The sequence below is a fragment of the Janthinobacterium sp. Mn2066 genome, assembly GCF_049319705.1.
Lineage (GTDB): Bacteria > Pseudomonadota > Gammaproteobacteria > Burkholderiales > Burkholderiaceae_D > Janthinobacterium.
The window spans coordinates 83,326-96,702 of sequence record NZ_JBMOUF010000012.1; the positions used below are offsets into that span (position 1 = coordinate 83,326).

The following is a 13,377-nucleotide window of genomic DNA, read 5'->3' on the forward strand; positions in this document are numbered from 1 at the left end:
GGTGAAAATGAAGAAATCCGCCGGGCGTACAAGTGCTCGGTATTCGAGTGCGAGCAAGGATGGGTATGACTGATTTTTATTGCAGCGCCTGGCGCCGTACTGCGGCCATGCTGGCGCTGGCCCTGCCAACCCTGGCGTGGGGGCAATGTTCGCGCGACATCCAGGTGCCCGTCTCGGCGGTCAGTCCGAACGTCGTCGTCAATGGCGCCAGCATCAGCGGCATCTATCCCGACCTGTTGCGCGCGCTGGGCGCCAAGATGGGTTGCAACTTCGTGTTTACCGCCGTGCCGCGCGCGCGCCAGGAAGCCATGTTTGAGCTGGGCAAGGCCGACTTGCTGATCCCCGCCACCAGCACCCAGCGGCGCGACCAGCAAGGCCTGTTCGTGCCCCTGATGGGTAACCGCCCGCTGCTCATTTCGCTGCAAGGATCGCGTGCACCCGTCAACAATATGCAGGAATTGATCGACCGGCGCGAATTGCGGGTGGCGCTGGTGCGCGGCTATGATTACGGCGCGTCCTACCAGGCGCTGGCCAGGGAATTGAGCAGCCAGGGCCGCTTGTTTTATGAAGTCGACGCCCTCTCCGTGGCGCGGCTGATGCAAAGCGGCTTCATCGACGCCACCATCATGAGCCCGACCATCCTGTCCGGCGTGGCGCAAAATGATGCCCGCGTGTATGGCCTGGCAGACCGCTTGCGCCTGGAAGCCTTGCCGGAATTGCCTTGGGGCATGAGCGGCGCCTATCTGTCGCGCAAAACCCTCACGCCGGAAGACCAGGCCACCTTGCGCGAATTGCTGGAAAAAGTGGGCCGCTCGGGCGCCCTGCTGGACGCCTTGCAGCGCAACCACCGGCCCGAGCTGCTTAGCGCGAGCGTGCGCCCGCGCTGAAACACACCGGCGCCGCACTGATGCGGGCCGGCTGACGTTTGACGGTTACTTCTCGTTCGGCACGATCGGCAGTTCGATCGCACTGCCCGCGCCCGCCGCGTGGTACACGCGCTGGGTGGCCTTCTTATAATCCTGCGGCTGCGCCAGGAAGATATTCGGCACGAAGGTTTGCGGGTTGCGGTCGTACAGCGGGAACCAGCTCGACTGTACCTGCACGGCGATGCGGTGGCCCGGCAGGAAGACGTGGTTGGCGTTCGGCAAGGCGAAGCGGTAGCGTTCGACCTTGCCAGATGGAATCGCGGTCGGATGTTCCAGGCTGTCGCGGTAGCGGCCACGGAAGATATCCATGGAAACGCCCAGCTGGTAGCCGCCCATCGCCGGCTGCGATGGCACTTCGTCCGGATACACGTCGATCACTTTCACCACCCAGTCGCTATCGGTGCCGCTGGTCGACGCAAACAGGTTCACCACCGGTGCGCCGGCAATGCGCACGGCCTGTTTCAACGGTTCGGAGACATAGCTGAGCACATCGCTGCGGTCGCTATAACCGCGCTGGTCGCTGACCAGCCATGGTTTCCACACGTCGCCATTATCCAGGCGTACCGGGCGCGGCACGAAAGGCACGGGCTTGGCCGGATCGGAGACATATTCATCGTAGGCGCCCGTCGCGGCATCGACGCCAGCCTGTGGCGCGGCAAAGCCCAGCTTGTTGCCGTCTTGCAGGTAGACCGGGGTCAATTTCGTATCGCAGGTGTCGCACGCCAGCGGCCATTGCTGCAAACGCTGCCATTGGTTGGTGCCGCTCTGGTAGACCGTCACGGGCGCCGTGTTGGCCACCGGCGCATCATCCTTCAGGTACTGGTCGAGGAATGGCTGCATGACTTTTTCGCGGAACTGGCGCGCCGTGTCGCCGTCGAACTTCAGCGGGCCCAGGGTCGAGCCTTCATAGTTGACGCCGCTATGGCGCCATGGGCCCACCGCCAGATAATTCAGATTGTTGTTCTTGTCGCGCCCTTCCATCGCCGTATAAGTAGCATAAGGGCCATAGATATCTTCCTGGTCCCACAGGCCGACCACATGCATGGTCGGCACGGTCAATGGTTTTTTCGCCAGGATCTTGTCGAGCGCCTGTTCCTGCCAGTAGCTGTCATAGGCCGGGTGTTCGAACAGCTTCTTGGTGTAGGTCAGCTTGTCGATACCGAATTTCTTCGCAAAGTCGCCGGCCGAGCCGATGCGCAAGTACGCTTCGTAATCGTCGTAGACGCCCAATGCCGGCGATGGACCGCCGCTGCGCGCGCTGGTCTGCCCCGCGATGTACGACAGGCTGGGCTGGCGGAAAGCGCCATTATGGAACCAGTCGTCGCCGCGCCAGCCGTCGACCATGGCGCTCATGGGAATTGCCACCTTCAGTGCAGGATGCGGGTCGACCAGCGCCATCAGCACCGTGTGGCCTTCATAGGAAGAACCCAGCATGCCGACCTTGCCGTTACTCTCTGGAATGTTTTTCGACAGCCAGTCGATGGTGTCCCAGGCGTCCGTCGTATTGTCGACCTTGGTATTGTTCAGCGGGCCGCGCACCGGGCGCGTCATCACATAATCGCCCTCGGAGCCATATTTGCCGCGCACATCCTGGAACACGCGGATGTAACCGTGCTCGACCAGGGTATCGTCACCCTGTGGCAACAATCCCAGCATGGTCGGGCTGGCGGCCCGCTCGGCGCGCCGGGCCGCGTTATAGGGCGTGCGGGTCAGCATGATCGGTGCGCGTTTGGCGTCTTTCGGCACCACGATCACCGTGTACAGCTTGACGCCGTCGCGCATCGGGATCATCACCACGCGCTTGACGTAATCGTTCAAGTCCGGCATCACCAACTTGGCGCCGATATCGGGCTGCATATACGGCGTCATCGGCGCTGTTTTTTGCTGCGCGTACAGCGGCAATGAGGTGGCGGCCATGATGGCGCCGAGCAGGGTGAGTTGGGTATAGCGGGCGACAGGCCGGAGGCGCATGTATTTCTCCAAAGAACGAAAAGGTAAACAGCCATGGTAGCGAAACAATGGACCTTAAGCAATGCAAGCCGGCGCACCATTCCCGACAAAACTTGACAGATCACCGTTGAACTGCAACCATAACGCCATGAACTTTATCCCTTCACAACACGCCTGCTTGAATTGGTGGTCCCGCTCACTCCGCGCGGCCACTATTTAGTGATGTGATCATGATCAACGCCGCCTAGTTCGGTGGCGTAACAGGTGCAAACCTGGATCATCCCCGAACCAGGTGGCTCGAAAGGAAACTTGATGAGCTTGCCTAATACTCCAGATACCCAAGACAATCCAGACGCGCCGGCAGCACCGCTGTCGCCTGCCGCTATCGCTTCGCAATCCGTGATCCTGACGGGCGACCGTCCGACCGGCCCCTTGCACCTGGGCCATTACGTGGGCAGCCTGCGCAACCGCGTGACTTATCAGCACGACTACAAGCAATTCATCATGCTGGCCGACGCGCAGGCGCTGACCGACAACATGGATGACATCGACAAGGTCCACCGCAACGTGGTCGAAGTGGCGCTGGACTACCTGGCCGTCGGCATCGACCCGACCAAGACCACGGTGTTCATCCAGTCGCAGATCCCTGAACTGGCCGAACTGACCTTTTATTACCTGAACATCGTCACCGTGGCCCGCCTGGAGCGCAACCCCACCGTCAAGGAAGAAATCCGCCTGCGCGGCTTCGAGCGCGACATCCCGGCCGGCTTCCTGACCTACCCGGCCAGCCAGGCGGCCGACATCACGGCCTTCAAGGCGGGCGTGGTGCCGGTCGGCGAAGACCAGATCCCGATGATCGAGCAAACCAATGAAATCGTGCGCCGCTTCAACCGCATGTACAACCGCGAAGTGTTGATGGAATGCAAGGCGCTGGTGCCGGAAATCGGCCGCCTGCCCGGCATCGACGGCAAGGCCAAGATGAGCAAATCCCTGGGCAACACCATCAACCTGGGCGCCACGCCGGATGAAATCACGGCCGCCGTGAAAAAAGTCTACACCGACCCGCTGCACCTGCGCGTGGCCGATCCTGGCCACCTGGAAGGCAACGTGGCCTTCATTTACCTCGACGCGTTTGACCCGGACAAGGCCGCCCTGGAAGAAATGAAAGCCCATTATGTGCGCGGCGGCCTGGGCGACAGCATCGTCAAGAAGCGCCTGGAAGTGGTGCTGCAGGACTTGCTGGCGCCGATACGCGCGCGCCGCGAAGAGTTCGCCAAGGACAAGGGCCAGATCATCCAGATGCTGAAAGAAGGCACCTTCCGCGCCCGCGAAGTGGCGGCCCGCACGGCCGATGAAGTCAAGTCGGCGCTGGGTCTGAACTACTTTTAATTGCTTTTAATTACTATTCTGTAATAGCAAGCTGATGCGCCCTGCCGGAGTCGGGTAAAATCCCGTCTCCGCCAGGGCGCGGTGCATTTTGTAACCGTGAAATAAGCAATCAGCAAGGACAACAAGGCGCAATGAACGATACCGCTATCGAGCAGCTGCTGCAGCAGCATTTTTCCATCGATGCTCTGCAGCAGGCGCCCGCTCCCTTGCAGCAGGCGCTGCGCATGCTGGGCGGCTGGCTGGCCGCCGGCCGCGACACCCCGTATCCGCATACGCCATACGCGGAACTGATACCGCAGCTGTCCGCGATCAGCCCGCCAACGCACGGCATGGCGGTGACGGACTTCCTGCAGGAGCTGGACTCGACCGTGCTGGCCAATACGGCCCAGCTCAATCACCCGCGCTATATCGGCCACATGACCCAGGCCCTGCCCTGGGTCAGCGTGCTGGCCGAAGCGTTTACGGCCGCGCTGAACCAGAACCAGGTCAAGATCGAGACGGCCTATGTGTCGACCCTGATCGAAAAACAGATACTGGGCTGGCTGCATCGCCAAGTCTACCAGCACGACGATAGCGTCTACACGCAGGCGATGGCGGCCACCAGCGGCGCGCTGGGCAATGTCGTCAATGGCGGCACCATGGGCAACCTGACGGCGCTGGCGGTGGCGCTCGAACATCACATGCCAGGCACGCGCAAGCGCGGTTTGTTTGCCTCCATGCAAGAGTCGGGCTACAGCGGCCTGGCCGTGATCGGCTCGGCCCGCAGCCATTATTCCGTCAAGAAAGCCCTGGCCACCCTGGGCCTCGGTGAAGCCGCCTTGCACCTGGTACCGGTCGACCGCGACAACCGCATCGATATCACCGCGCTGGAAGCGACGATTGCTGACTTGAAAGTGCGCAACATCAAGGTAGTGGCCATGATCGGCATCGCGGGCACCACGGAAACGGGCGCCATCGATCCGCTGGCCGCCATGGCCCGCATCGCCGCACGCGAAAACATCTGGTTCCATGTGGATGCAGCCTGGGGCGGCGCCCTGTTGATCGCCGAACAATACCGCCCGCTGTACGACGGCATTGCCCTGGCCGATTCGGTGGTGATCGATGGCCATAAATTGCTATGGGTGCCGATGGCGCAAAGCATGGTGCTGTTCAAGGACAGCGCCAGCCTGAACTTGCTCAAACACAACGCCAATTACATCCTGCGCGACAATTCGGGCGACCTGGGCCAGACTTCGCTGGAAGGTTCGCGCCGCTTCGATACATTAAAGCTGTGGACCTCGTTCAAGCTGCTGGGCGTGTCCGGCTACACCACCCTGCTGCAGCAAGCCGCGACCCTGAGCGGCCAGCTGCAAGCCCTGCTGGTGGAACAAACGGACTTTGAACTGATCACCCGTTCCGATACCTTTATCCTGACTTACCGCTACGTGCCCGCGCATTTGCGCCAGCGCATGGCAGAATTGCTGGCGAGCGAACAGATCGAGGCGGCAACGGCATTGAACCAGAAGTTCAATACCCTCAACGCCAAGCTGCAGAACCGCCAGAAAGCCGAAGGCCACAGCTTCGTGTCGCGCACCGTGCTCGAATCGACGGCGTATCCGGGGCCGACCAATGTATTGCGCGTGGTGATGAGCAATGTCCAGACCCGGCCCCACCATTTACGGGCCATCCTCGATGAGCAGCGCACCATCGGCCAGGCGCTGGTGGCGGAACTGGGCCTGTAGCACCTTTCTGCGCTATTTCTACCCTATTCCCATGGCGCAGACTCCCATGTCTGCGCCAGGAAATCGATCAGGGCGCTGATGCGGCGCGGCACGGGAGCACGCCTGGCCCGCACGGCGCTGATCACCACCGCGTCCTCCTGCCATTGCGGCAATACCCGCAGCAAGCGGCCGCTACGCAAGTCATCGGCCACATCCCACGTTTCGCGCAGGGCAATCCCCATGCCCGCCACGCTCCAGGCACGCAAGGCGTCGCCATTGTCGCTGGACAAACTGCCCTGCACGACGATCGCTTCCTGCTGCTGTCCATTCGATAATTTCCAGTGATCTAGGCGCATCCCGGCATAGGCAAACAGCAAACACTCATGCGCTGGCAGGTCGGACGGCTGCCTGGGCGTGCCGCGCTCGGCCAGATACTGGGGGGCGGCGACCAGGATGCGCGTGCTGGTGGCCAGGCGCCGCGCCAGCAGGCGCGAATCGGCCAGGTCCCCCACCCTTATCGCCAGGTCAAGATTGCCCGCATACAGGTCGGCCACGTGGTCGGATAATTGCAGCTCAAACTGCACTTGCGGATGCAAGCGGCGAAACGCGGCGATGGCCGGCGCCACATAGCGGGCGCCAAACGGCACCGGTGCGCTCAGCCTGATCGGGCCGGCCAGCGCGCCACTACCGAGCAGGGCTGCGTCGGACGCCTGCTCCAGCAAGGCCAGTGCGGCCCGCGCATGCTCGGCCACGGCCTCGCCCTCGGCCGTGATTTTCAGGCTGCGCGTATTGCGTTCGAACAGGCTGGCGCCGAATGCCTGCTCCAGCCGGGCGATCTGCTTGCTGACGGTGGCTGGCGCCAGGTGCATGGCCCGCGCCGCGGCGGAAAAGCCGCCCGTATCGCACACCTTGATGAATATTTCCAGATCGTCGAGATTGCGCAGTTTCATTTATTCCGTTTCGCCATAAGTATTGTTCAATTTTACGCGTTTTCAGCAGCACTGCCAGCCGGCAGAATACCTGGCTGCGCGCCGTGGCCGCTTGCATGGGCAAGCGGCAGGCGCGCCTGAAAGGAGTAGCATGCCCATCGTTATATATCTGTTCGCGCTGTGCGCGTTTTTTGTCGGCTTTGCCGAATTCGTCACCATCGGCCTGGTGTCGGCCATGGCGCACGACCTGCAGGTGGACGTGGCCCGCATGGGCATGGCCGTGACCGCCTATGCGCTGGGCGTGGTGATCGGCGCCCCGCTGCTGGCCGCGCTATCGTCGCGCTATCCGCGCAAGCACGCCTTGCTGCTGGCGATGGGCGCTTTTGCCCTGTCCAACCTGGCCCTGGCCACATGTTCGCAACTTCCCCCCATCTTGCTGGCGCGCCTGGTATCGGGCCTGGCCCACGGCGCGTTCTTTGCGATTGCCGCCAGCAGCGCCATGCGCGCCGTAGCCAAGGAACGCTCAGGCGCAGCGCTGGCGCTGGTATTTGGCGGCGTCACGGTCGCCATGACGGCCGGCGTACCCTTGGGAACCTGGCTGGGCAGCCTGCTGGGCTGGCGCGCCATCTTCTTGCTGGTGGCTGCTGGCGCCGCGCTGGGCACGGCCGGCATCGCACTGCGCATGCCGCTGGAAGCGGCGGAAGGCGGGCACAGCCCCTGGCAGCAGTTGCGCGGCTTGCTGGACAAACGCCTGCTGGCCGGCGCCAGCGTGCCGATGCTGGCGTTCGCGGGCGCCTTTGCCGTCTACACCTATATTTCGCCGCTGCTGCTGGAAGTGACAGGGGTCAGTGTCGTGGGCGCCAGCGCCCTGCTACTGGTGTATGGCGGCGGCGCGGCGCTGGGCAATATCGCCAGCGGCCTGCTGACGGACCGCTGGGGCGCCACGCGCACCGCCGCCTTCTTGCTGCTGGGCCTGCTTGCCTGCTTGCTGGGCATCTGGTGCTGGGCTGCCCTGCCCTGGATGATGGCAGGACTGGTCGGCTTGCTCGGCTTGACGACCTATGGCGTGATTGCGCCGCTACAGTCGCGCATCATGGAGCAGGCCCGCCACACGGCGCCGCATGCACTGGAGGCGGCCTCGGGCCTGAACATCGCCGCCTTCAACCTGGGCGTGGTGCTGGGCGCTACCGTGGGCGCGGCCAGCCTGGACCATTTTGGCCAGGCGGGACTGCTGGCCAATGGCTGGCTGGGCGCCTTGTTGTGCGCGCTGGCGCTGCTGGCCTTGCTGCTGCAGGCGCGGCCCGCAACCAGGGTTGCTAAAATTTAATAGTACGGATGCCACCACGGTGCTAGAATTTTGTCTGGAGATGGCATTCCTCCAACGCAACTTTAAAAGTTTTTCGTGAACCGCCTTCGGGCTGATGATGCCTGCATATTTTCCTGGATGACCGGAAAGATGCAGGCGCGCGCAGAGCGTTCATGCATCCGCCACCTGTCCAGGTTCGGCCCACCCCAGACTGGACACTGCATCATGACCCGCATTTCCGCCTTCGCCGATTTACTCTCGCATCTGTTGAAATGGCTGCTGATCGCCGCCGTCGTGGCCGTACTGGCGGGCACCGCCTCGGCCGGCTTTTTGTTTGCCCTGGTGTGGGCGACCGGCACGCGCATGGCGCATCCCTGGCTGATCTGGCTGCTGCCGCTGGCCGGCCTTGCCGTCGGCTGGCTGTATCTGCGTTATGGCAGCGACGTGGAAGGCGGCGCCAACCTCCTGATCGATGAAATCCACGATCCGAAAAAAATCATTCCGCTGCGCATGGCGCCGCTGGTGCTGGGCGCCACTGTCGTCTCGCACCTGTTCGGCGCGTCGGTGGGCCGCGAAGGCACGGCCGTGCAGATGGGCGGCGCGCTGGCCGACCAGCTGACACGACTCTTTCGCCTGGATACGGAAGACCGCCGCATCGTCCTGATGGCCGGCATCAGCGCCGGTTTTGCCTCCGTGTTCGGCACGCCGCTGGCAGGCGCCATCTTTGGCCTGGAAGTGCTGGCCATCGGCCGCTTGCGCTATGAAGCCATGCTGCCCTGCCTGGCCGCAGCCGTGATTGCCGACCAGGTGGGCTTGCTGTGGGGCGTGCAGCATACGCATTACGCAATACCGCTGATCCCTGCCATCTCGGCCTGGACCCTGGCTGCCATGGTGATTGCCGGCCTGCTGTTTGGCGTCACGGGCAAAGTGTTTGCCACCGCCACGCATGGCTTGTCACACGCCATGAAACGCTGGATCCGCTACGCGCCCCTGCGCCCTCTGCTCGGTGGCGTGATCATTGCCTGCGCCGTCTGGCTGCTGGGCACCGATCAGTACATCGGCCTGGGCATCCCCACCATCGTCGATGCATTGAAAGAACCGCTGCCGGCCTGGGATTTTCTCGGCAAGATGGCATTTACCATCGTCTCGCTGGGCACGGGATTCAAAGGCGGTGAAGTCACGCCCTTGTTCTTTATCGGCGCCACCCTGGGTAATGCGCTGGGCCCCGTGCTGCACCAGCCCGCCACCTTGTTGGCCGCCATCGGTTTCGTGGCGGTGTTTGCAGGCGCCGCCAACACGCCGATCGCCTCGACCCTGATGGCGATGGAACTGTTTGGCGCCGAGATCGGCGTGTACGCGGCCATCGCCTGCGTGGTGGCGTATCTGTTTTCAGGCCATGCGGGGATCTACCGGGCGCAGCGCAGCGGGCATGCGAAGCGGCAGGAAGGCAAGTCCGATTGAACGCTGGCCGCCACCGGCCTCTGGGCGGGCGGGCAATATAGTGCCCCTAGTATAATGGGAAACATTTTGCCCACCGCATAGCTTTCGATGAAAAAACAAGTATCTCCTGCCACCAACCCCAAATCCAATACTTTCGTCAACCTGCCCGAACTGGCCCTGATCGCCATCACCTTTATCTGGGGCGGCACTTTTCTGGTCGTGCACAACGCCGTCACCGCCAGCGGTCCGCTGGCCTTTGTGGCCGCCCGCTTTGCCATCGCCGCCGCCATCTGCAGCCTGATTTGCCGGCGCCAACTGCTCAAGCTGACAAAGACGGAGTTCGTCGCAGGCGTGGCCATCGGCGCCAGCATCTTTGGCGGCTACACCTTGCAAACCTATGGCTTGATGTTCATTTCCAGCAGCAAATCAGCCTTTATCACGGCCTTTTATGTGCCGATCGTGCCGCTGGTGCAATGGCTGGTCTTCAGGCAGCGCCCTCACCCGGCCGTGTGGGTGGCGGTAGTGGTGGCCTTTACGGGCCTGGTGTTGCTGACGGGCACCGATGGCTTGACGATGGGTTTCGGCAAGGGCGAATTGATCACGGCCGTGGGCGCGGTTGCGATTGCGCTGGAAATCATCCTGGTCAGCCGCGTGGCCGCCAGCCTGAACATCTTGCGCGTGACCATCGTGCAACTGGCCACGGCGTCATTGATTGCGCTGGTGCTGATGCCAGTGCTCGGTGAAGCGCCGCCGCCACTGAGCAAGACTTTTGTGTTCAGCGTGATTGCCCTGGGCTGCGCCAGCGCGCTGATTCAATACGTGATGAACTGGGCGCAAAAGCGCATTTCCGCCACCAAGGCCACGCTGATTTATGCGGGCGAACCCGTGTGGGCCGGCGTGATCGGCCGCATCGCCGGCGAACGCCTGCCAGGCATGGCGATCGTGGGCGGCATCCTGATCATTGCCGCCGGCATCCTCAGCGAATGGCGTCCCAACAAGGCCGGTGACAGCGCCAAGGCCGAGCTGAGCCAGTAATCAGACCAGCGCCAGCGCCTTTAAAGCTGGCACGATCTCGCGCAGGCTGGCCACTTCAAACGTGGGAACAGCTTCCGAGGTGTTGGCCAGGCGGCCAGGATTGAACCAGCAGCTGTCGATGCCATAGCGGTTGGCGCCCAGGATGTCCGCATCCAGGCGGTCGCCGATGATGATGGCTTCTTCCTTGACAAACGGGCGCGCCATATTCGCGGCGTACTCGAAGAAGCGGACATCGGGCTTGGCGTGGCCGCACGCTTCCGAGGTGGCGACAAAGGAAATGCAGTCGCCCAGGCCGGAACTGGCGATGCGGCGGTTCTGGATGGTGTCGACGCCGTTGGTGATGATGCCCACTTCGCCGATGGCCGCCAGCGCCAGACACACTTCGCGCGCGCCATCGATCAGCACCACGGTGTCGGGCAGGGAGTCCAGGTACAGGCTGCTGGCCGCTTCCGGGTCCAGCGCCAGGCCATGTTTCAAGAAGCTGGCGCGGAAACGTTCGACTTTCAGGAAATCTTTCGTCACGTCCCCTGTTTCGAATTTGCGCCACAGTTCCGTGTTGATCGCCTGGTAATCGGTGAACAGCCCGTCCACGCGCTCTTGCAAGCCCAAAGCGTGCATGGTGCGCACAAACGAGAGTTTTTCGGAAGCCCGGAAGTCGAGCAAGGTATCATCTAAATCAAACAAAAACAGTCTGTGCTTCATGCGTTCCGCTATGAGAGTGGAGGTAATGTTGCATGTTAGCATGACCTATCTCAATGCAGGGCTCGCCTCCCCCTGCAAGGCCAGCGGCACGGCCCTGGCCCAGCGGTTCGATGACAGCGAAAACGTCAATGCGCGCACCTGGTGGTACCAGCCGGCGGGCACGTACAGCATGTCGCCGGGATGGACGATGCATTCGACCATGCTGGCCTGGCGCGCCAGCGGAAACTTGTCGAAATCGGGTGCTTCCGGGTCGAACGGCGAGCCGAACAGGATGGCGTTCGCTTCGCTCGGATATAAAAATGCGTCATGATGCGGCGGCGCAAGGAAAATGCGCTTGCTGCCCCATATTTGCGCAAAGATATTGTCGTCGTAATCGCAATGCAGGGGCGTGACCGTGCCGGCCGGGCCGATCCAGAAGCGCGGCGGACCCATCTTGTCGAAATACGTGGGCCAATGGCACTGGCTATTCAATTCGCGCAATTCCAGGTTGCCCAGATACGGTGGCAGCGCGTGCTCGCCGCTGGCCACCAGGTCCAGGTATGCCAGCATGGACATATCCTGCATGGCGCGGTCGGGCGCGAAAGCCGTGTTGATATAGTCGCCCACGCGGGCCCGCACGGGCACATGGCCGTAGCGCTGACGCAAAATATCGGGCGTTTCGGCAAACAGGGGCCAGCGCTTGACCAGCCCGCTCATCAGGAAAGGCAAGCCTCGTGCCGCCCGCGCACGGAAGGCGGCAGCGCTCAGCACCCCCAGGCGCGGCACGCTGGTTATCGCGGGCAAGTCATGGGCGGCGCGCTTGATGGCAGTGCGCATGGCGTCGATGGATTCCACGCCGCGCACCTGCGCATCCTTGCGCTCGCGCGCCGCTTTGCTGGCAAGCGCGTCTTCGGGCGTAGCAAATTCTGCTGGCGGGCGCGGGGGTAAACCGCGTGATGAAGCTGGACCCAGGACCTGGGACGCGGGGATTTTCTTTTCTACCGACATAAATCTTTATTCTGGATGGGAGACCAAGGCGCTACAGGCCCTAGTTTAACATTGCACCATCAGAAATCTTGCCCCAGTATCGGCCGGCGTCGGCGCCATGTCCGTACGCCGCCATGCGCAAACGGCCATCCGCGTGGTCAGACCGGCGTCTTGAAGATAGGATCGACGATGAATTGCTGGGCCTTGATGCGCAGGGTACGTTCTTCGTCCAGCTCGGCGCGCGTCTCGCCCAGCTCTTCGCGCTCCGCTTCCAGTTCCAGGCGTACGGTCGCCAGTTCCGTTTCCACGCGGGTCAGGGTTTCCAGCTGCAACTGTGCCTGCACCAGTTCGGCGCGCGCCGCTTCGGCCGCCTCTTCCAGGCGCGGGATGCCTTCGAGCTTGAATTGGGCCTTGGCCAGGTCCATGCGCGCCTGCTCGGCAGCTTCTTCCAGGCGCGGCAAGCCTTCCAGGCGCAATTGCGCCTTGGCCAGCTCCGTGCGGGCCTGGTTGGCGACCTGGCGCTCACGCTCCAGTTCGGCACGCAAGGTGTCCAGCTCGCCAGCCTGTACATCCAGCAACTCTTGCTGGCGCTCGTTTTCGCTGGCCAGGTCCATCAATTCCTGTTGATTGTCGTTCATCTCGGCTTCATGCGCCGTGTGGCTGGCGCTCAGTTCCTGTCCTACGAAATCGAGTATGGCTTGCTGCAGCACCGGCGACAGCGTGGCGGCCGCAGCGATCTGGCGCTGTGCCCCGGCCTTGCGGCGTTGCAACAGCTTGCTGACAGTCCCCAGGCAAGCTCCGCTGCCCAGGGTTTCGCGCAGCGCGCGCACCGTGATGGCCTGGCCTTGCGCCGCCATCGCATCCATCGCCGCATTGATCTGTTCCGCGCTTACTTTTGCCATCTCGTTTTCTCGTGTATTTCTTGTGGTTGTTGCCGGGGTCATCATGTTTTTGAGACATGATGCTTAGGGACAACATCTTATCCAAGCGAGGGCAAAACGTAAAGTATTTCTCAATAGAAATTACAATTGCAC

Annotated in this window: 11 protein-coding genes and 1 riboswitch; of the genes, 6 read left to right on the forward strand and 5 right to left on the reverse strand. The window is 62.5% G+C overall.

The features are described 5' to 3' along the window. Positions 1–65: 65 nt before the first annotated feature. A complete protein-coding gene (locus ACL9RI_RS22170) occupies positions 66–887 on the forward strand; it encodes a substrate-binding periplasmic protein (RefSeq protein WP_422728654.1) in 822 nt (273 codons plus the stop codon). A gap of 45 nt (positions 888–932) precedes the next feature. On the opposite strand, the gene ACL9RI_RS22175 is transcribed toward ACL9RI_RS22170, so the two are convergent. Further along, the gene (locus ACL9RI_RS22175; protein ID WP_422728655.1) at positions 933–2,897 is read right to left on the reverse strand and encodes a CocE/NonD family hydrolase; all 1,965 of its coding nucleotides are present in this window, start codon (positions 2,895–2,897) and stop codon (positions 933–935) included. 291 nt (positions 2,898–3,188) lie between these two features. Here ACL9RI_RS22175 and trpS point away from each other — a divergent pair, with 291 nt between their 5' ends. Beyond that, a complete protein-coding gene (trpS, locus tag ACL9RI_RS22180) occupies positions 3,189–4,265 on the forward strand; it encodes a tryptophan--tRNA ligase (protein ID WP_422728656.1) in 1,077 nt (358 codons plus the stop codon). A 131-nt stretch (positions 4,266–4,396) separates the two neighbouring features. Continuing rightward, positions 4,397–5,986, forward strand: coding sequence for an aminotransferase class V-fold PLP-dependent enzyme (locus ACL9RI_RS22185; protein WP_422728657.1), 1,590 nt, complete (start codon positions 4,397–4,399; stop codon positions 5,984–5,986). A 23-nt stretch (positions 5,987–6,009) separates the two neighbouring features. On the opposite strand, the gene ACL9RI_RS22190 is transcribed toward ACL9RI_RS22185, so the two are convergent. After that, complete coding sequence (locus tag ACL9RI_RS22190) at positions 6,010–6,915, reverse strand: LysR substrate-binding domain-containing protein (protein WP_422728658.1); 906 nt, start codon at positions 6,913–6,915, stop codon at positions 6,010–6,012. A gap of 130 nt (positions 6,916–7,045) precedes the next feature. On the opposite strand from ACL9RI_RS22190, the gene ACL9RI_RS22195 reads away from it, so the two are divergent. The 3 genes from ACL9RI_RS22195 to ACL9RI_RS22205 all read left to right on the forward strand — a co-directional run bounded on the left by ACL9RI_RS22195 (position 7,046) and on the right by ACL9RI_RS22205 (position 10,675). Next, positions 7,046–8,221, forward strand: a complete 1,176-nt coding sequence (locus tag ACL9RI_RS22195) for an MFS transporter (RefSeq protein WP_422728659.1) — start codon at positions 7,046–7,048, stop codon at positions 8,219–8,221. 27 nt (positions 8,222–8,248) lie between these two features. Continuing rightward, a riboswitch (Fluoride riboswitch) is annotated at positions 8,249–8,332 on the forward strand. Positions 8,333–8,425: 93 nt separating this feature from the next. Then, complete coding sequence (locus tag ACL9RI_RS22200; RefSeq protein ID WP_422728660.1) at positions 8,426–9,661, forward strand: voltage-gated chloride channel family protein; 1,236 nt, start codon at positions 8,426–8,428, stop codon at positions 9,659–9,661. An 87-nt stretch (positions 9,662–9,748) separates the two neighbouring features. Next, positions 9,749–10,675, forward strand: coding sequence for a DMT family transporter (locus tag ACL9RI_RS22205; RefSeq protein ID WP_422728661.1), 927 nt, complete (start codon positions 9,749–9,751; stop codon positions 10,673–10,675). Here ACL9RI_RS22205 and ACL9RI_RS22210 read toward each other — a convergent pair whose 3' ends face one another. From ACL9RI_RS22210 to ACL9RI_RS22220, 3 genes are all read right to left on the reverse strand, one after another. Continuing rightward, positions 10,676–11,359 carry a YjjG family noncanonical pyrimidine nucleotidase gene (locus ACL9RI_RS22210; protein ID WP_422728662.1) on the reverse strand — a complete coding sequence of 228 codons (684 nt, stop codon included), beginning with the start codon at positions 11,357–11,359 and terminating at the stop codon, positions 10,676–10,678. 63 nt (positions 11,360–11,422) lie between these two features. After that, positions 11,423–12,364 carry a cupin-like domain-containing protein gene (locus ACL9RI_RS22215; RefSeq protein WP_422728663.1) on the reverse strand — a complete coding sequence of 314 codons (942 nt, stop codon included), beginning with the start codon at positions 12,362–12,364 and terminating at the stop codon, positions 11,423–11,425. 137 nt (positions 12,365–12,501) lie between these two features. Next, positions 12,502–13,245 carry a DNA-binding protein gene (locus ACL9RI_RS22220; protein ID WP_422728664.1) on the reverse strand — a complete coding sequence of 248 codons (744 nt, stop codon included), beginning with the start codon at positions 13,243–13,245 and terminating at the stop codon, positions 12,502–12,504. Positions 13,246–13,377 lie beyond the last annotated feature (132 nt).

Bases quoted from the DNA above. Each gene is read 5' to 3' on its own strand.
- trpS (WP_422728656.1), top strand. From the start codon at position 3,189: ATGAGCTTGCCTAATACTCCAGATACCCAAGACAATCCAGACGCGCCG.
- ACL9RI_RS22200 (WP_422728660.1), top strand. From the start codon at position 8,426: ATGACCCGCATTTCCGCCTTCGCCGATTTACTCTCGCATCTGTTGAAA.
- ACL9RI_RS22215 (WP_422728663.1), bottom strand. From the start codon at position 12,364: ATGTCGGTAGAAAAGAAAATCCCCGCGTCCCAGGTCCTGGGTCCAGCT.
- ACL9RI_RS22175 (WP_422728655.1), bottom strand. From the start codon at position 2,897: ATGCGCCTCCGGCCTGTCGCCCGCTATACCCAACTCACCCTGCTCGGC.
- ACL9RI_RS22190 (WP_422728658.1), bottom strand. From the start codon at position 6,915: ATGAAACTGCGCAATCTCGACGATCTGGAAATATTCATCAAGGTGTGC.
- ACL9RI_RS22205 (WP_422728661.1), top strand. From the start codon at position 9,749: ATGAAAAAACAAGTATCTCCTGCCACCAACCCCAAATCCAATACTTTC.
- ACL9RI_RS22220 (WP_422728664.1), bottom strand. From the start codon at position 13,245: ATGGCAAAAGTAAGCGCGGAACAGATCAATGCGGCGATGGATGCGATG.
- ACL9RI_RS22170 (WP_422728654.1), top strand. From the start codon at position 66: ATGACTGATTTTTATTGCAGCGCCTGGCGCCGTACTGCGGCCATGCTG.
- ACL9RI_RS22185 (WP_422728657.1), top strand. From the start codon at position 4,397: ATGAACGATACCGCTATCGAGCAGCTGCTGCAGCAGCATTTTTCCATC.
- ACL9RI_RS22195 (WP_422728659.1), top strand. From the start codon at position 7,046: ATGCCCATCGTTATATATCTGTTCGCGCTGTGCGCGTTTTTTGTCGGC.